Raw genomic sequence first — 18,330 nt, 5'->3', positions numbered from 1 at the left:
ATTACTCCTTGAGGTTCTTGCCGGATGGAAGGCTGGAGGCGGCTTGCGCCAGATGGGCTTCAATTTCGTTGGCACTGATCAAACCGGTTTCCCGCGAGCCGTCAGCAAAGAAGAGAGTCGGCGTGCCCTGCACGCCCAACTTGCTGGCCAGGGCCAGGTTACGGTCAAGCGGATGGGTACATGGGACAGGTGCGCCCTGCCCGTCCAACGTGCCCTTGACGGCGCTGCGCCAGGCAGCCAGGCGGTCGGGAGCGCACCAGATGCGCAAAGGTAAAGCCTGGTCTTGGAATGGCACCATGAAGTTGTAGCTGCGCAGATTGGGGATCTTCGCCAGTTCTGGTTCGAGCTGGCGGCAATACGGGCAATGCGGATCGGTGAAGAGATAAAGGACGCGTTCGCCCTTGCCCTGCGTGGTGACGATCGCATCGGCCAACGGCAGCTGGCGTACATCGATCGCCGCTGCAGTCGGTGCTGCCGGGCTGGCAGCGTTGCTCCGCTGCTGCAGTTTCGGTGCGGTCAGGTCGCGCATGGCGCGCAGATCGACCAGCCGGCCAAATATCATGTAGTTGGGGCGCGTATCGACGACGAAGCCGACGTTGTCTCCCATCCACACCTCGAAGACGTGGGGGATCGGCGTCGCCGTGACCGTATCAAAGGCCGTGCCGGGATAGGCTTGCTTGAGCGCGGCGAGCAGTGCGTCTTCAGTGGTGCGTGCCTGTGTGCCAAGCGCGGCCGTGCAAGCGAGTGCGGCGAGGGCCAGTCTAGTCGGCATCTTCATTGGGAACCTCCATCGTGCGCTCGGCAAGGCCGAGCTGATCCTGCCGGTCCGCGTCGCTGCGTGACATTGGCCGTGCAGGAAGGCGCACGCCGCGGGTCAGCACCACGTCCACTTTGCGGCCCGCATGCACCTCGATGACGGGAAACGTCTGTTCGGCCAGCCGGATGTAATAGTTGGCCAGGTTGTTGAGTGCGCTCCCCATGCCACTGCCAATGCCGCGTCGGAACTGGTCGCCGGTGCCGCCGGTCGTCGTCGACAAGGTGCCAAACGGCGAGGTCGTAAATGAGCTGTTGCCTTGGGCGAAGCCCTGGCCGATGCCGCTGACGATGCCTGCGCGCAGGCTGTTGGCCAGCAGCTGGCCCTGTTTGGAGACGAGCGTGCCGCGCAATCCCAGATTGCCGTCCTCGCCAAAGATGTTGCCCTCGATCTTGACCTCGACCACCGAGCGGTCATAGCGGATGCAGGAGAGCACGTCGGTGCGCAAGTACGCGCGTTCGGAACTGATGTCGCCATAGCCGGAGGCCACCACAAAACATTCCTTGACGTCCGCGCGGAACTGATTAGGCAGGATGGCAGCGGCTGAAATCTTGATGAGTGCCGGCAGCGGATTGCTTTGGGCCTGGCCGCCCGTCGGCGCATCGATCCCGCCGAGCAGTTCTCCCGGCAGGATGCCGACTGGTAGGAAGTCGTCCAGCGTGTTGGCCGGTTTTACGCCATTGCCCCCGGCCTCCTTGGCGGCCCCGGTGTTCCCACCGGAGTCTGTCGCGGCGCCCAGGGACACGCGGATCATCGGCGCGGGCGTCTCCGGTGGCTCGTTTGGCCGCAGTACGCCGGTGTTGCCACTGGCTACGTCGGTGGCGGGTGGTCCTGGCGGCGCGTTGCCACCGAGTGGCGTGCCGGGAGGGTACTGCAACGGAGCCGGTGCCGATGGCTGGGGAATGGGCGGCGTGACGGGCGCGGGCGGCGCTGGTGGCGGCGCTTGTTCTGCCGGAGCGGCCGTTTTTGCTTCCAGATCTGCCAGGCGCTTGAGCAAGGCCGCTTCGACGGCCTTGCGATCGCTGTTGATTTTGTCTTGCACTTCCTTGTCACTGTCATATTGGGCCAGCTTCTTGCCGGCATTGCCGACCCATTGATCTTCTGGCGAGATCTGGCCCGGCACCATCATGCTGGCATCATCCACATTGACGGTGGCGCGTTTGTCGGTCGACTTGGGAAGCTGCCGGGCGGGGCTGCCGGACTCGGAATAGGCCAGTACCGCCCATAGGACGCCAATGCAGGCTGTCACGATACTGGCGGCGGCCAGGTACTGCTGCTGCCTGGGCGTCAACCGAGCCGTGAAGGATTTCAATGTTGGCATGATGCGCATGGCGGTTCACTCCCCTGCCCGAATGACGTAGACCCGCGTGCTCTCGTTCGGACGCAAGTTGAGGTTGTCGATGGCGACGGCCAGGACATCGCCATCGTCGCGGTCAAATTCCTGTTCTGCGAGCACCAGCGGCGCGCCGCTGACATTGCTGAGTACATAGGTCTCGCCGATGAGGCCACGGCCTTCAAACTGGCGGATGAGCTTCATTTCCGCTTCCGCCCACAACAGGCGCGCTTCGTCGCGCTCTTCCATCCGGACGTCGTCGGGCACCTGCTCGGAAGCCATGAACATCAGCATCGATTTCAGGGAGCGGATGAACGTGGCGGACCTTGCCGGCGCCTGGCCAGTGGCATTGGCTGCTTTGCTCTGGCGTCTGGCCGCCTTGTCCGAGATCACGATGGTGTCTGCGGGAATCTCCGCGCGGTTCAGGCGCAAGGTGTAGGTGGCCGTAGCGGAAGAAATAAACAGGTTTATCGGCTTGGCAGCAGTGCCCACCGGCTGAATATAGATCACGCCTTTTGCCAGATCGCAGGCAAGCGACAGCTGGCCGCCGGGATTGACGGCCGTGCCGGCGCCTGGCGCTACGGGCAGGCTGGCGTCGGCAGGTTTGGACGCACAGTTGCTGCTTGAATAAATGTTGCCGACGACGTCGATGATCTTGCTGCCCTCGATGCGGATGCGCGTCGGTTCATGTGCGGCGATGACCGCCTCAATGGTGGCGCCGTCCCTCACCTCTCTGGTCTGGTCGGCCCAAGCGGGAAGCTCAACGAGCCCCAGCAGCAGCCACGCCAATGGCAGTATCCGGTTTTCCATCTTTCAACTCCTTAAAATCTTTCAAATGCACGCGCGCGCCACGGAAGACGAAGTCCGCACGGTAGGTCTTGAGGTTGTCAGAGGTATTGGCCCCGTTCACCTGGGTTTTGAGGTAACCGGTCATCGTCACCGATTGCGTTTCTTCGTCAGGTACGAGCTGCTGCATCTGGAAGTAGGTGCTCGCATTGAGCTTCTTCAGTCTTGCCGCCTCCAGATCCTGGCGGGTCTTGATGCTGCCGGCGTTCTCCGGCAGGCACCAGCTGAGCAGCATGTCCTTCTTCCATTCGATGGACTTCGGCGTGACGTCCAGCATCAGGTAGGCGATATAGCCCGACATCTGCACCAGGTAGTCGTTGCTGGCTTTGCCGTCCTCGATCCAGAATGTTTTATTGATGGCCGGCGGCACAATGACAGTGCGTTCCGTGCCCGCGATGCGGACAATGATGGTCAATGCCAGCATCAAGCAAACAGACAGGATGCCAATGGCCAGGCGCTGGTCGAACACGCGGCGCCGCAGGGCGGCCAGGTCATCCTGATAGGTTTCCAGTTTCACGGTGCTCTCCTTGGTCCTACCCGACCATCTTGCGGATATGCGAAGGCGGGGTCGAACGCATGGACGTCAGCGGACTGACAGGCAGGTACCAGTACGCCCAATGCAGGACAAAGGCCGGATGCTTGTCCGCTTTTTTGCGGCTGAGCCAGCGCGACACGGCGACGCCGGCGCAGACCGCGAGGAAAAATCCGAGTTTGCTGCTGGCCAGATAGCCGACAAAGATCGAAAGGAGGACGGGAAAGGCGACATCAAAGTCCCATAGGCCAATCTTCCATTGGTCGTCTAGCCGCCGGGGAATATAGGTGTCGGCTTGCATGGCGTCCTCCTTTTCTCAATGTGCGGTGTCTGCGCCAGCTTGGTTCACATCGTGGCGCCCATAATCGCGCCGCCGATGATCAGCCCGACCGCACCGAAGATGGCCATGCCGATGTAGAACAGCACCGGGCCGAAGTTGCGCAGGGCAGTCAGCGAGATCAGGGCCACCACGAAGCCGATGAAGCCGACCAGTGCTTTCACACCGGGGGCCAGTGCGGCCAATTGCGTCAGTGCTGACGTCAGCGGGCCGGTGATGCCGGTGAACGCGACGAGGTCGATGGCGGTGGCGGGAATAGCGGCGAGCAGGCCCAGGGTGATCAGGGTCAGCAGTGCCAGGACCTTGGCCGCAGTGGAGACGCGCAGGCCAAGCGGCCGCTTGCCGTGGTGTTTAAAAGGGAGAACGGTGACGTATTGCAGGGTGTTCATGTGCATTCCAATCGTGATAGTGAAGAAAACTGTCTAAAACTGTCTGTGCGGGCGGCTAGGGGATGCGGCATGGCGGCATAGGGGGACCACGCACGGGGCAGTACCACGCGATCTTGCCCGGCCGGCACGTTACCCATGCCGAGGTCAGGTTGACCAGGTGAGCTTCGTTCCTCATCTCGGCACCTGCCGAGGCGCGTCGGCGGTGAGGCTGAGCTCCACCCTCCGGTTGTTCTGGCGGCCCGTTTCGGTCGCATTGGCGGCGGCATAACAGCAGGCGCCGCTGCTTCCTACCTCAAGCTGAACTGCAGGTATGTGCAGATGGCGGCGCAGATAGCGCTCGACCCTGGTCGCGCGCTGGTGTGCGATGGCATCGTTCAGGGCCGGCGTCCCGGTGCTGTCTGTTCTGCCAGCGATACGAATATGGGATGCTGGCGGCACCAGCGTGAGAAATTGCTGCAGAATCTGTTGGGCCGTTCTATCGAGACGGGATGAGCCCGGCGCAAAGTACACCGCAAGTTCGGTGACATCAGACAAATCACTTTCGTTCGCTGCACTGGTACCTACGGGTACCCCTGCCAGTGTCCGCTGGGTGCTGGCTGCCGCGATCGTGGTTTGCGGCACCTCTTCAATGTGCGCATCCCGTCTTGCCAGCGTCTTGGGCGTGCGCGTAGGGCAAGCTGGATCGATACACAGGCCGTAGCGTGCCTGTCTACCGTAGTGAAGCTGGGTGATGTGCTGCATGTGGGACCCAGGCGTGGCTGCGCGAGTAGACAGCCCTGCAGCTTGTGGCTGGGTATGCACATTTTCGCAGGAGGCTATCAGCAAGCTGGCTGCAGCCATTCCTGTGGCAGCTAGTGTGGCATGAGCAATGGTGCGTCTCATGTCAACCCCACTGCCACCAGCGCGGGCTGCGTTGGGACGACCGATTCAGCTCGCCCATTTTTCTGAGTCCGGTACTTGGCCTGCGGCGTAGCGCGGTGTACTGTCGGCGGCTTGGTATTGGTCAGAAAGCCGTATACGCGCCAGGCGTAGCGGGTGCGCGTAGCCTGGCATTGGGCCGCATCAAGTTTGGTACACGAGGCGTTGTATGCGCCGATCGCCTCCCAGGTATTGCCGTACCTATGCAGCTTTTCCACGAGAATGCGGGAACCAGCATGAATGTTTTTACAGGGCTCATACAGTTCTTGCTCGGTCACCCCCAAATTACGTAGGACCCGTGGATCAGAATTGACACCCATATAGCCGACATCCACGGTACCGGTTTGGCGCAGATGGCGGCGATTGACGGCGTTCGGATCCAGTGACGATTCCGCTTGAGCAATCGCATAGAGCAGCGGTGCCGGCACGTTGTGGCGAACGGCGGCTTGTTCCCAGCAAGCCCAGGCAGGACCCGGACAAACGACGAGGAGCGCTATGAAGCATGAAAGAGGTCGTTCCATGGCAAGGAGCAGGCATAAACCCGAAAGCGTTGATCCACCCGGCACGCGCAGGCGCCAGACCATCGAGGGTGCACATCGGGTAAGCCTGGCATCAGCCTGGCAGGGTCAGTTCGGGTCGCATATCCGTTGACGGTATGCCTTGCACCTGCCCTTTATGGCAGATGCGATATTGCTCGCTCGGCGATGTTGCGCCGTGCCTGTTCAAATATTTTCCCTTGCGCCCCCTCTTCCTGCAGGGCCAGAGCGATGCATGCTGTCGTAAACTGCCCCAAGTCGAATCGAGGATGGGGATGCCGGTTCATTTCTGACTTCTGCAGCGCCAGCAACAATACATACTGGGCACGCCAAATTTCCTCCTGTCGACGTGGCATGCATTGATCGCGCAACACCAACTGGGTATGCAAAAAAGAAAAAATCTGCTTCGCATGTTCCGCCTGCGCGCACACTATCGCAACACACGCACTAATCAGATCGGGATGCCGCAACTTTGGCGAACAATTGTGCTGATGGCTGAACAGTTGGTCTAAGTGACGAAATTCCTCCATCCATACCAGCGTCCCGATTGTATCCTCGCACCGCGTAGATGCGACAGCAGAACGATGGGCAGCGGCCGTGTGAGCAGAAGATGAGGACGGCGTCGAGCGAAATTCAGTATTCATGGCGACTCGAAATCAAAATGGACTGCGTATGACATCATGCTAGCGTATCGCAGCCCCAATGTTTGTCCAAATAGTCGCGCTTTTTGTGGACTATTTGGATGAACCCAGGCCCCCTAGGCATGTAGCCACAGCTACGGGACTTCTCCTTCACACTCACGCATACTGTGCCACCATTTGCCCTGCCAGCCACGCGACCACACACAACATGGCGGGCAACAGAAGCGGGGACAGTGGAACAGGAAGCACACACGCTACTGCCATCAGACAAATCAGCAAAATCGCCGTGCCCATGGCTGCCGCGAACCACTCAGGATGCTGCTTGGCGAACTCCAAACGTTTAATACGCCGGCGCACCAAGGCGTCCACGATGCAGGCAGTGATCAGCACCAGGAACAGTGCCCACCACTGCACAAGGCCTGCCAGTCTATACAGCGCCAGCATGGTCAGCGTATCGAGCGAGCGGAAATAGCTGTTCTGAAAAAGCTGCAGACGCACCCGGCCCAGGCTATCGGCGACGGGTTGTGCTACCGGATCGCGCGTCACCTCGTGGATGTTGGACGATGCCGGTTGTGAGTCCAATGCGGCTTGATACTGAAACATGCGGCTCAACACGCGGCGTGCATACAGATCGCCCCAGCAGTCTGCACTGGCCATATGTTCCGCGCGGATCTGCGCGACAAATCGCTGAGGCGGGAAGGCTGACGGCAGGTACAGCACCAGCATCAGGAGCACGCTCAGCGAAACAATGGCCATCAACCGAATCAACATGCTTCACCCTCCTCCTTCTGATCGCGGCTTACATCGTCCTCGCCCGGGTCAATTAGCGTAAACCGCCCTTTGTAGACATGGCCGCCAGACACTGAGGCGAAGAACTGCAAATTGGGTAATTTACCCAGAATCGATGCCGGTACCAACTCGTTGACTTCCTCGCTCAACTGCGTTGAATCGACTGCCGTAAAATCCGTAAAGTGGCCATCCCTGGCCGTGTTGTGCCCGAATTTCATGCTATGGATGGTGGTCTGCCCCAGTGTTTCATTGATGAACTCCTGAGTGGGCTGATCTTTGGTTCGGAAGGCGATGAGGTTGTTCAAGTTCCCCAATGCCATGCGTGCCGCCTCCTGGCTACCAAGGCGTTTCGCCAGGTCGGCAATCGTCTGCATGGCAGCCGTGGTGTACAGCCCTCCTTCGGCACCTTTATTCAGTATTTCGATTAATGGTTGATTGATCACGTTCGATAGCTCATCCACAAACAGGGAAATGCGCCGCTCTCCTCCCAGGTTGTAGCGAATGCCTGAACGGGCAGCCAGGTCGGCCAGCGCCATGGCGCCGATTGCCGTTGCAACAGAAGGATCCGGCAACGAGTCCAGACAGAGAAGTAGTACATGTCCCGCGCGCTCGATCTTTTCCAGATTCATGATCGGCCGCTGATCATCCGCATCAAACGGGTCGGGAGACAGGCTTTTTCCAAGATCCCCGGATGTCAGCATGGACAAGATCGGTAAGAGATTGGCGGTTATTTTTTGATAATGTTCGCGGTTATGCTGAAATACCCGGACTTGGGAACTGACCACCGGATCACGCCTAGCCTCATGCACATGGTGATCGTAGTAGGTCACATACGCCAAGAGTTCATGGCTCGCGGCGGGTGTCGGCGATTTGATCTGCCCTCTCCGCGCCTTATCGAGCAAGCGCGCCATGTCGGGCGTACTACGCCACTGCATGCCAAGGAGCTGTTCGTAAAAACGCTCGAGTGCCTGTTCCAGGATCGGTTCGACACCTCCTTCAATGTATTGCTTCAGCTTCGCCAAATTCGGACGCTTCTCCAGTTGCACCATCCCTTGCACGACGACATTCACAGCGTCCCAACCAAATGCGCTGAACGTTCCAGCAGTATCGGGTGGCATGATTGACTGAATACGGGAAGCGACTTCGGTCGGCTTTTGCCAATTGAACGTAAAGTCGAGACGAACACCCGTTTCCGGAAAGGCTGGATGAAACCAAAGAAAGCTGTCTGGCTCGCGATACAGTTGACAGGCCTTCATGACCAGTCTCTTGAGGCGGCGTGAATTTTTCGGATCAATAATAATGACGACATCGCCTCGGCGGATAGCTTGAAAAATCAACCAGCCAAGGCATACCCCTTTGCCGGATTGCGTGGTTCCGACCACCAATGTCCCCCCTTCAAAGTTCTGCAGCGGCCGCACCAACAAGCGCTCTTTCGACTCAACACCATGAATCCAGGGCAAGCCAATCTCTACGTCTGATTGTGGATTGGGCTGATATCCCAGAGCGCGTATGAGCCAGGGAGAAATGGTCATCGCGCGGTAATCGATCTTGATCAACTCATAAAGCCGCTGAGAGTGCAGTGGCAACCAGATAAAACCCAAACCGAACACGACTTGTTCAGGATCGCCTGTCCATGTCACCAGCCGGGAAATTGAAACCATTTCCATCGCGCGGCCAGACAGCGCGGCACGCGTACGTACTACGCGCAAGGCTTGCCGGCAGCGAATCAACGCTATGAGTATTGAACAAAAGATGAGAAGAAAACCCGCACGCGGTGGCAAATGATCGGGTATCAGAAAGTAAAAAATGGCGGCGGCGAGCATCCATGCCAGGGCGGCAACGGCCTCAATGGGACTACGCCATGGCATTTCATACTGTCGTAGCAACATGGTCAACCTGCGTTCGAATTGATTGGGGTCTCCCCTACTCCATCCATGCCGTCGATGAATTGACGAGCGATAACCATTCCAGCCAGTTGCTTGCCATGCGGGTTGCGGTATTCAACAGATTCGGTTCCTGCCGGTCCCACCACCAGCATGTTGGCATCGGCAAGTGCGCGTAGCGCCATCTTCGCATCCACCAGTCGCGCCACGAAGGCGTCTAAGGGGACAAACAGGCCGGACGCCAGGGGATAACATGCTGGTGGCAAGCTCGTCTCATTGAGAGACTGCACGATCGCCTGCAATACCTTGGCAATGCCTGGATGTAGGCGAATCGGTGCGCGTAACGCGTATGTTTCCGTTGCTGGCTGGCTTGACTTGATATCCTTGACTTTCTTCACCTTTCCTTGGCGGCCATCTGTACTTGGTTCGATACCTGTGTCTCCCGCAGTTGGTATCGGTGCGATGGTTGGCAACGACAATTGACGATCGCTAGCATCCGGCGGCATCTCCTGTGCCCCGCTCTCTCCCTGAGCCTGGGACGGCGCCGCCTTCGCCTGCCGTGGTTTAGTATCATGCTCCGTAGCTCGCACCTCGTCATGAGTGCAGTCGACAGCAATATCCATGTCCAGCGGCACTGGTGGCGGGTGTAACACAGCAAGGACAACGCCTGGCGTCACCAACTTCAACGCCTCCAAGGGCTCAGGGGCGCTTGGTGGCCGGATCGACCAAACACACTCATTTGGATTCTTTGGCAGGACGATCCCGGCATCGCTCAAAATTTCCATGGCATCGACTGGCGAGGCAGGCAAGCCGTACAATCCCTCGTCCTCCAACAAGGTGAGTATGTCGCTCATACCGTTCGGCCACACCAGAAACAAACCATCCCGCCCGAGCCACATGCGGGACCGATCCGCGTTGGGCACCCATCCCTGATGAGACTGCACCAGCTCGCGCATCGCGTTTAGGAGAAACCTCGCAAGGTAGGCCCGCGCCCGCGCCCTACCTGCCGGCGCATCAGCGTCGCGCAAGTCGCGGTGTATCACCAAAGTCGATGCTCGATTGACGAGATGGTCAATGACGTTGTGATCCTGATACCTCACTTCTCCACTGATCGCTGCGAGCATGTGAGCGACGATCATCGAACCGTCGTGGGTCAAGTAGGCCAAGGCATCTGTCGGCAGGATCATCGGTAGCGCGAACAACGATAGGGCGCGACATTCCTGCCTGGCCTCCCCCCATCTGACGAACAGACGGCCGACCTCGTGTTTGTGGGTCCATTCCCCGAGGGCTATCAGGTATGGTTGCCATACGGTTCCATGCGCATCACTGACGACGACGCTGTCGAGCGCACGGAATAGGTACGCGCATAGTCCCGCGATAAAGGTGCCAAAGCGCCAGCGTGGCTCCAACTGTCGACGAGTCGATATCGTCGCCCTCCCAGCAAAGATCTGCGAATCGGTCGCTTGCAGTGCAAAGAATGCGGTCTCCAGAGATAATCGTAGTAGGCCTCCGGAGCGAGCAAAAAAACTGTCCTGCGTCGCCGGCAACACACTCACGTAGGCAGTGTAATTCCTGATGAGCGGAAGCATTTCCTCGGCAAAGGTATTCGCGTCGCCTCCATAAGCCAATTTGATGCGCCCCAGGATATCCCGATTGTCGTCCAAAATCGCATCGACACTGCGGGGACGCATCCCGCCGTCACGCGCATGACCAGTTTGGGGCAGTGAACGTTGCGGACATATGGGTGCGGCCTGACGGCTGCGATCATATTGACGATTGCGGCCAAGCCAACCCAGGTATTTGAGGAAATTCACAGCGGCCATAAGGATCACTCACGTGGCTACATGAGCATTATGGCTATGCAAATCGACATACATCCAAGTGAAAGCCTGACTTCTACTGCGATCATTCGTCGACAACATATAGAGGAATTCGCCGCTACAATGCCCCTGCCAGATTCTGGCTGCTCCATTCGTGTCGTCGACGCCAGTAGGGCTTGCTGCTCCTTCGTCCGAGCTCGCGCGGCAGGCAAATACACCCAAGATATTTCAGCTCAGAGCACGAACAAGATACCGCTCAACTTGGTTTGATCATTGATGGGTAGCGAACGACCTATTGGCGACGCTAGATCTAAAGTAAGGTGAGCCGCGATATTGGATCGGAGCTTATCGGTCAGCAATGCTGAAACAAGCGGGACTACTCTACAATGAGCACGCTGCCCGTTCTATGCCTGACTGCCGTGTACGTCCGCTTTCGCCTGCGGATTCAATCGGTAAATACGCACAACCATTACTGCTCAACTATAGAGAATCACTGAGCAAGCGATCCGGTGATTGAACCCGTGCTAGGGACAGGGGTAAGTCAGGTTTACCGACAAAGCTCGATTGGATACGAGAATCAGTGGCATAGCGTTTGACGAGCTTGCAAAAAACGCACCCGGAGTGATCCGCCGATGTATCCCCGAGTGCGATCAGATAACGACAACGGCACCGCGCGCAGATATGCAGAGCCAACTGCGATGATTGTTGGGTCCAGATCCCCTCCACACTAGCGATCAATTCGAAAGCGCGGTCAAACGAGATGCTGGAACGGCCACTCCATCGCTCTCGATACATCTTGTAGGCGCAGACCATGGCCTTCCGTGCCGAACACGCATGCTGTGTGCGCAGGAACTGAAAAATACTAGCAATCAGTGACGCCTCAGCGCGTTGCACTAGCGTTGCCATATGGTACCAATCCTGCGAACTAGGCCATCGACCTCCGGTGGCCGCCCGGTCATTGTAGAAATATTCCCGCAGCAGTGTTCCACTCAATCCGGTCAAATAGGCGACGGTTTTCATCCGTGCACCCAGTTCGACACAGGACTTTGCAAGCTGCAGGGCCTGTATGTGCCGCTCCGCATGTTCGTATGCCATAGGTCACCTATGGCATACGAACTTGAGCTGCAACGGCCTGGCCGAGACGCGCTGCGCCACGGGCGAGAGCCGGATCAACATTCCCGACGCGGCACAACGTCATGGCCAATACGGGCGGCGTTTCAAGGAGAGTTTTAAAATTAGCTATCGGCTTAAAAAGGCTTTCATGCGACATGTTCGCAGCCAATAGTTGCAATGAGTCAACACTCATTGCCGCGAGCGTCTCGGCTGATGCAGTGTCAAGGTGATAGGTGCAACAAGTGGCCAGGGGGTCATGCTTGAGACCCACCTGGATAGTGAGTAAGTAATTCAAGTTGAGGTACTGCACTTCCGTGTATCGAATCGCGTCTTCCATGGTCCACCCCGCTTTGCCCCGCAATGGCGGGGCGTGGTCATTCATCCGGTTTCCGCTGTGCACATCTGCCGTGTCGCTCAACTGATAGGCGAAGTCATGGGTACGAGGACTACGCGCAAAGGCAATAGCACATTGAAAAAGACTACTCCGCAAAAATCCAAAGGTCAATAGCAACTGCTAATTGAATTAAAATATTTACGTGCGCCTTGGCAAAAATTCACTGGAGGAAACGCGATTCCCGTCCTAAAATCAAACTCAACCAAATGAAAACCTGATCGTAACAACTGCTACAAATAATCTACAAATAAACCAAGGTCTCTCACTTTACCCCTGCCAGGAGACAAAAACCGTGACGATAAGCAATAACATCCCGCTTACTAAAGATGCCGTCCGCGAACTCGACGTTGATATCGTCCCAGGTGTCCGGAAACGGCTGATTGCAGAACTCGACCGACGGGAAGTACTTCCAAACCAGCGCGAGCACTTCCTTAGTGACATTACCGGGCGAGCGCTGCAAACAGTGGCGCGCTGGATCGACGAAGAAAAACCAGGTCTGCCCGACCTGAAATCCCTCGCCATTGTCTGCCTACAGTTCGACATAGATGCGAACTGGATCCTGGGCTTGACATCGAATCGTCTCCCGTTCCCCAAGCAACAACTATCGCCACAGGTTCAGGAACAGGTGTACGGTCATGAGGAACCCAGCTTTGACTGGATTGGCAACATGCTCGGGCAAACCGCATCGTTCTCCGGTCCTAATCAAGTAGCAGTGATGAAGGGAGACGATATGGCTCCGCTCATCCATGATGGCGCCCCATTTTTTTTTGATGCGACAGTCAATGAGGTGGAGGTCAACGGAATCTATGTATTGGATTACCAAGGAAGGCGCCTTGTGCGACACATCGAAATCATCATAGGCGAAGGCCTATTACTGCGTTGCGAAAACCAACGCTACAACCCAACTCTTGTGAAGATATCCAAAGCAATGCTTACCCTGAAAATTTTGGGACGTGTTAAAGCAGCCATTAACATCAATCGTTTTTAATCCAGTCGCCGGGGTTGAATTTTCTTTAGCCACAAACAGCACCACAAAAAATAGTAATTTTTTGAAACTCAAGAACCAAAAAAATCTTCCAGAGCGAATCGTGACTTTGGAAAATTACCAATGATGCCAGCAATAAAGAAAATTCCAAGGAATTAATTAATTCCAATAAATAGTGATTTTCTCATTTCTGTCATCCTTAAAAAATTCAAAAAAACCAGCCCAAGGTTCAATGCGTTTGAGTAGGGGAAAACAATTTCTCGGGTCACCACCATCTATCAACTCGGCCGCTTTTTCTGAAAATTCGAACAGGTCGCCTCCCCCACAATTTAAAACGCAGTCGCCAACCGACCTTCGATGGACGTGGTTTTGAATTTAAAATTCTTGTCACGTAATCACGGGCATATGCTCCTATAAAAAAAATGGAGATGGAAAATATAGTGCGAAGTGAATTTACCCAAAATTCTTGCTCCGTCGATAACTTATTGAATTTCTTCACGTAGGTATCGTGAATAACTATGACCTCTTCGGTCAAGCCGACAACGCTATCCAACCCTCCAGCGCAACGTGTAACCACGTCCTTTCCTTGTACATGATTAACCATGTTTATAAGACTCGAAACCTTTGTTTCTACCGCCAATTTCTCATCCAGAATTCCACTCATTAATTTTTCTCGGTCCTTCTTAACATCGGCCAAACAAGAAATATTATCTTGAAGTACAGTGTCCAATTTCTTGATTTTATTTACAACATCACTATATTTCTTACTATCCATCACACCAATATTTCTTTGATTGTCAATATCTTGTGAAATGTTTCTTATGTAATCAATAACTCCAGCACGTCTAATCAAAATGAAAATATAGGCATCATACTCTTGAATTTGATTCCTTATTATATTCCACTCAGAATCTTTAAATTCCTTCAAGACAACACCAGGAAGTCCTTCTCTCGCACTTCTTAATAATTCTATAGACTGGGACAGAGAAGTCTCCTGTGAAAACAGATATGTTCTGAACTCTGCGAGCTGAGAATTCTGTTTTTTACCAGCTAGTGGAAATGCAAGGATTGTTGCTTGTATTATTATCGCCAAGAAAATAAACAATCCCAAATATATTTTATTTAATCTCCTCTGTTCTGCAGCTCTCGAATATCCACTTGGCTTAGTTAACGACTTCTTAAAGCTTGCATTCGACTTCTTTTTCCTCATGAAAATTCTTTTCATTTCTTATTTTTACACTCCATATACTTACCTTAAACGCCAGTCTCAACGTTTCCTGAGTTAAATTCTCTATTCATACACCAATATTCCCCGGCAGCCAAGCTACCGGGGAATCCAATCGACATAGCACCAGGTTGAAAGCCAAGCTAGTTTGCTTCAGCAACCTCGCTCCACTCCTTCAGCGAAAATTCGAGCATTTTTCCACCAAACTCCTCAAATTCAGTGGCACGATCATAGTCATCCACTTCCTGCGAGTAACCTGTCACCGCATTGAGCAGTCCATAGCCGTTCAGCTGCTGTTCGGCAATCAAATGGCGTAACACGCCTGCCCGCTCCGACTCATTTAATACGAAGCGATTCGCTAATACCTCCACTGCCTTCACCGGATCTCCCGTCAATGTGATGCCCATGGTCTTGCGCATCTTCTCCGATATCAGTTGAAAGGTAGTCTCCGACACCGCAGTTTGCACCATGTCCCGCGCTTTCAGAAAGATCGCGCGATCTTCGGCCTCGACTGTGTCATCTTGCAGAGCAACGTCATCGCCGCACTCCAGTAAACGCCCAGCATGATTTTTCCGCATCGAGCGCTCACAAGCGATGAGCCCATTGCTGCACTTCAGGCGATAAATCAACGGCTCGACCCGCAGCCGTCCCACGCCAATCTCCGAGTTGCTGACCACCACGCCGGCCTGCAATACGTCACCTGGTGCAACTTCATGCGTCACCTCGGCACTGACCACCTTTAAATACATCTTGGTTTCAGTCAGCTCCACCGACTCAAAACGGGCACCGGGCAGCTTGAGCAAGATCGGCAAAATACTATGGGCCAGATCGATGTTGTCAAGCCGACGGAAGCGCGACGACAAAAAGGCTCTGGCCTGTCCCGCCAAGGTTCGCACCATATAGCTATCTTTGGCGCAAATTCTGAACCACGCATTGATATTTTCATCGAGCAGTTCAGTATCAAACGAACGCATGCGCTTAAAATACAGCAACGGGATATCCAGTTTCTTTGCCAGCTGCGCGCAGGCAAAATCGTTCATCAGGTAGCGCTTTTTACCATAGGGTTCGTCAATGACGAGATTGCACTGCCCTGCCGCTGTCGTCTCGCTCACCAGCTTCGTCGCCGGTACGATCATGTCCTTCTTGAGCGCCGCCTGCCGCTCAAGTTCGACAACGAGTTGTTCCAAAGGACGTCCTGTTTTCATCACAACCTCCATGAAAAAAGCGGGCGATGCAACTCCCTGGCGGGAGCGCATCCCCCGCAGGGTCAAGCACGCGGAATTCACTGAGTTCCACGTGGGCGCACTATTGCGCCAACATGCGGCGACCAAACGGCCACCGCGCCAAATTCACTGCTTTGCTCTGAGCACCTCATGCCGCATGAAACGTACGGTGTGAAATCGTCAGTAGCACCTCTGCCCAATCGGCGCCCGCCGACTTCGGCACAAACACCTCGGCTAATTTCCTTGCCCGTCCTGCATGAGATTTTAGGTAGCGTCGCGCAAGGCTATAGGCCGCAGCCTGCCCATCAAAAAATGCATGCGCATCGTTGTCGGCGTAAATTCGTAGGTGTTTGACTGTTTCCGGGATCCACAGCTTTTCCAGGTTTCCAGCACTCATCCCCGCCCACACCGGCTGATGCGAGCGCTTCATGACCGCCAGCGCCGTCTCGATGCCTTCACACACCGCCAATTCCTCTGTGGATGGCGCGAGTCTAATTGCCGCACCACCTATCCCAGCACACAGCAGCTTCTTGACCGCGCATTCGCGGGCCTTCTCGCCATTGCTTAAATATGTCCGATGTAACGACACCGTGTGGCCGCTCTTGTCCTGCACGCAGGCCACCATGGCAGGGTACCGTCGAACCATCACGGCTTGACCAGTGAGCGAATTGCGCTCGTAGTAACCCAACGCAGGATGCATACGCAGCGTCGATGGGTACCGCTCCAGGTTGACGCCACGTTTCTGCAGATACCTGTCGACCTCGTCTCCCGGCGACACTGGCACCGTTTCGGCCAACATTTTCCGAATCAGGCTTTTGCGTTCCGCGCAGGAGTCCTGAGCGAGCGCGATCAGCGGCCTAGGCGCAGTAGTACCAAGGTAGGCATCCACCCTACTCAGCGCATCAACCGCATTCAATCCTAGGCAGCCCATCAACAACTTAAATCCGCCACCGGCGCCGCAGCCGCGGCAAATATAATTACCGTGGCCAAACTTGTCCGTGTATTGAAACCGGTCAGTGCCGCCGCAATCTCCCAATGGGCACGGCTGATTGCGTTGGTTGAGCACTTTCGCATCCACGCCCAGCGCCAGCAGGATTTCCGTCCACCGTCCAAACGCGCGCTCTTTGACCTGCTGAAAATGCGCGTTGAATTCTTCCTTGCTTCTCTTCATGTCGACCTCCCCAGGTAGACCCCGAGAGAATTGCCTACGCTCCGGTACGACACGCGACGCGTAAACAGCCCCCCACGCTCAATGGCAAGGCCAACTCGCCCCGACAGCAGTTCGTTAAAAGTGAGAAATATTTCTCTTCGTTCCGGCCGGCCACGCTGTGGGTCGACCTGAAAGCCACCCGGTACCAGGGACAACCGTACTGACCGTAGTTCTTGTCCGAGGTAGAAAACACGACCCTGCTGTCCAGCAACGATCTCGCTTTCCTTGACGCTGAACGTCAAATCGTCGATGTCCCGTATCCGACAAAAGCGAACGGGAGGAAATGCGGCGGCAATGGTGGCATCACGCATGGCGCTCTCCCTTCTTGCCAGCCAAGCGTTCATCCTTAGCGCCATGGCCATTCAAGCAATCCACGTCCTCCGTTGAATTCAACGAAGCAAAAAGATCGGACTCATGAAGCTTGATCTGCTCATTCATCCATTGTGGATTTTTGAATAAGTTCTCCGAAATCCAATCCGGCTTTGCCATGACAGCTTGGCGAACCCACGCAGGATAGTCGTGCAGCGCACCCATAAACCAGCGGCACAAATGGGAACCAATCCAATCGCGCACTTCCTGCGCATCAACGGCGCCGATGAACGGCAGCTGCGACAATGGGCTACCACTCACCACCTTCATGCAATTGACGAAGGAAAACGGCTGCGTATCGCGAACCGGATCTGTGAACACCCAACGAACCAATTCAAACTTCTCATCCAGCGGCGTGCGTGGGTCGCTGAGCAAACTTACTTTGCGTAATAGCCACCAGTGCAATGCCACCAACTCCTCTTCCGAAAATTCAATCACATCGTCGTTGCTTTCGCACGCCGATACCTTGCTCACAGGTGCCCTTAACACGCCCGGACGGGAAGGTGTGGTCCTACCCTGAAGGACGCGACAATGGTTGATCTGAGATCTGCTCATGATTGCCTCGCACAAGAAAGAGAGACGAGGCGACTCCCTCCCGGGACGCATCGTCCCAAAGGGGGAAATAAATCATCCGGTTGCTGCGATGCACCGGAACTTCAATTGACTGGCTTGATACTGTCGGCTGATGCCGTTTCGGCGGGGATGCCAGCTACCGTCCTGAAAACGCATGCAAAGTGCTTTGACGTAACTGCGCGGTGCGCGTGGCGCGTCAAAACACTCTCGGCATTGAGGAACACGGACGTCGCACCTGGTAACAGGTGACTGTCCAATCGGTACAGCAGCGCGATGGGCGCAATTGATAAGGCTTGCCGGACGATGCAGGGCTAGCTACTGCGAACATTGACTGACTTTAGGCTGCCCTCACCTGCGTGTCAACTTAGGTTCGACGAAAAACGCCACCGGCACATTGGCG

General features: G+C 55.7%; 19 protein-coding genes. 1 reads left to right on the top strand and 18 read right to left on the bottom strand.

Annotation, left to right across the window (positions count from 1 at the left end):
• Position 1: 1 nt before the first annotated feature.
• From KO539_RS16670 to KO539_RS16605, 14 genes are all read right to left on the bottom strand, one after another.
• Complete coding sequence (locus tag KO539_RS16670) at positions 2 to 778, bottom strand: DsbC family protein (RefSeq protein ID WP_219310605.1); 777 nt, start codon at positions 776 to 778, stop codon at positions 2 to 4.
• The gene (locus KO539_RS16665) at positions 762 to 2,144 is read right to left on the bottom strand and encodes a TraB/VirB10 family protein (protein WP_219310604.1); all 1,383 of its coding nucleotides are present in this window, start codon (positions 2,142 to 2,144) and stop codon (positions 762 to 764) included. Before KO539_RS16665 ends, KO539_RS16670 begins: the two co-directional genes overlap by 17 nt.
• A 6-nt stretch (positions 2,145 to 2,150) precedes the next feature.
• On the bottom strand, positions 2,151 to 2,957 hold the full coding sequence (locus KO539_RS16660; protein WP_219310603.1) for a type-F conjugative transfer system secretin TraK: 807 nt from the start codon (positions 2,955 to 2,957) through the stop codon (positions 2,151 to 2,153).
• The gene (traE, locus tag KO539_RS16655) at positions 2,908 to 3,510 is read right to left on the bottom strand and encodes a type IV conjugative transfer system protein TraE (RefSeq protein WP_176386445.1); all 603 of its coding nucleotides are present in this window, start codon (positions 3,508 to 3,510) and stop codon (positions 2,908 to 2,910) included. Before traE ends, KO539_RS16660 begins: the two co-directional genes overlap by 50 nt.
• A gap of 16 nt (positions 3,511 to 3,526) precedes the next feature.
• On the bottom strand, positions 3,527 to 3,826 hold the full coding sequence (traL, locus tag KO539_RS16650) for a type IV conjugative transfer system protein TraL (protein WP_092715502.1): 300 nt from the start codon (positions 3,824 to 3,826) through the stop codon (positions 3,527 to 3,529).
• Positions 3,827 to 3,870: 44 nt separating this feature from the next.
• Positions 3,871 to 4,251 (bottom strand): hypothetical protein, encoded by a 381-nt coding sequence (locus KO539_RS16645; protein ID WP_257626317.1) that lies wholly within the window; start codon positions 4,249 to 4,251, stop codon positions 3,871 to 3,873.
• Between the two features lie 171 nt (positions 4,252 to 4,422).
• Positions 4,423 to 4,992 carry an OmpA family protein gene (locus KO539_RS16640; protein ID WP_219310602.1) on the bottom strand — a complete coding sequence of 190 codons (570 nt, stop codon included), beginning with the start codon at positions 4,990 to 4,992 and terminating at the stop codon, positions 4,423 to 4,425.
• Positions 4,993 to 5,129: 137 nt separating this feature from the next.
• Positions 5,130 to 5,753, bottom strand: coding sequence for a lytic transglycosylase domain-containing protein (locus tag KO539_RS16635; RefSeq protein WP_081368093.1), 624 nt, complete (start codon positions 5,751 to 5,753; stop codon positions 5,130 to 5,132).
• Positions 5,754 to 5,842: 89 nt separating this feature from the next.
• Positions 5,843 to 6,349 (bottom strand): hypothetical protein, encoded by a 507-nt coding sequence (locus tag KO539_RS16630; protein WP_072453977.1) that lies wholly within the window; start codon positions 6,347 to 6,349, stop codon positions 5,843 to 5,845.
• Positions 6,350 to 6,502: 153 nt separating this feature from the next.
• Positions 6,503 to 7,117, bottom strand: coding sequence for a DUF4400 domain-containing protein (locus tag KO539_RS16625; RefSeq protein WP_219310601.1), 615 nt, complete (start codon positions 7,115 to 7,117; stop codon positions 6,503 to 6,505).
• A complete protein-coding gene (gene traD / locus KO539_RS16620) occupies positions 7,111 to 9,024 on the bottom strand; it encodes a conjugative transfer system coupling protein TraD (RefSeq protein WP_219310600.1) in 1,914 nt (637 codons plus the stop codon). The genes KO539_RS16625 and traD overlap by 7 nt, the downstream gene beginning before the upstream one ends.
• Before the next feature lie 2 nt (positions 9,025 to 9,026).
• Positions 9,027 to 10,841 carry a MobH family relaxase gene (mobH, locus tag KO539_RS16615; protein ID WP_219310599.1) on the bottom strand — a complete coding sequence of 605 codons (1,815 nt, stop codon included), beginning with the start codon at positions 10,839 to 10,841 and terminating at the stop codon, positions 9,027 to 9,029.
• A gap of 477 nt (positions 10,842 to 11,318) precedes the next feature.
• On the bottom strand, positions 11,319 to 11,933 hold the full coding sequence (locus tag KO539_RS30710; RefSeq protein WP_072453980.1) for a FlhC family transcriptional regulator: 615 nt from the start codon (positions 11,931 to 11,933) through the stop codon (positions 11,319 to 11,321).
• A gap of 7 nt (positions 11,934 to 11,940) precedes the next feature.
• Complete coding sequence (locus KO539_RS16605; protein WP_072453981.1) at positions 11,941 to 12,288, bottom strand: hypothetical protein; 348 nt, start codon at positions 12,286 to 12,288, stop codon at positions 11,941 to 11,943.
• Between the two features lie 349 nt (positions 12,289 to 12,637).
• Between KO539_RS16605 and KO539_RS30705 the strand changes: the two genes are divergently transcribed.
• Positions 12,638 to 13,333 (top strand): S24 family peptidase, encoded by a 696-nt coding sequence (locus KO539_RS30705; RefSeq protein ID WP_219310598.1) that lies wholly within the window; start codon positions 12,638 to 12,640, stop codon positions 13,331 to 13,333.
• Positions 13,334 to 13,595: 262 nt separating this feature from the next.
• Here KO539_RS30705 and KO539_RS16595 read toward each other — a convergent pair whose 3' ends face one another.
• The 4 genes from KO539_RS16595 to KO539_RS16580 all read right to left on the bottom strand — a co-directional run bounded on the left by KO539_RS16595 (position 13,596) and on the right by KO539_RS16580 (position 17,831).
• Positions 13,596 to 14,540 (bottom strand): hypothetical protein, encoded by a 945-nt coding sequence (locus tag KO539_RS16595; protein ID WP_219310597.1) that lies wholly within the window; start codon positions 14,538 to 14,540, stop codon positions 13,596 to 13,598.
• Positions 14,541 to 14,698: 158 nt separating this feature from the next.
• Positions 14,699 to 15,760, bottom strand: coding sequence for a DUF932 domain-containing protein (locus tag KO539_RS16590; RefSeq protein ID WP_219310596.1), 1,062 nt, complete (start codon positions 15,758 to 15,760; stop codon positions 14,699 to 14,701).
• A 166-nt stretch (positions 15,761 to 15,926) separates the two neighbouring features.
• Positions 15,927 to 16,949 (bottom strand): toprim domain-containing protein, encoded by a 1,023-nt coding sequence (locus KO539_RS16585; protein ID WP_072453984.1) that lies wholly within the window; start codon positions 16,947 to 16,949, stop codon positions 15,927 to 15,929.
• A gap of 342 nt (positions 16,950 to 17,291) precedes the next feature.
• Positions 17,292 to 17,831 carry a hypothetical protein gene (locus KO539_RS16580; protein ID WP_219310595.1) on the bottom strand — a complete coding sequence of 180 codons (540 nt, stop codon included), beginning with the start codon at positions 17,829 to 17,831 and terminating at the stop codon, positions 17,292 to 17,294.
• Between the last annotated feature and the right edge of the window lie 499 nt (positions 17,832 to 18,330).

This window comes from Janthinobacterium sp. NKUCC06_STL (assembly GCF_019345455.1).
GTDB lineage: Bacteria > Pseudomonadota > Gammaproteobacteria > Burkholderiales > Burkholderiaceae_D > Janthinobacterium > Janthinobacterium rivuli.
This window is presented reverse-complemented; position numbering and strand designations above follow the sequence as displayed.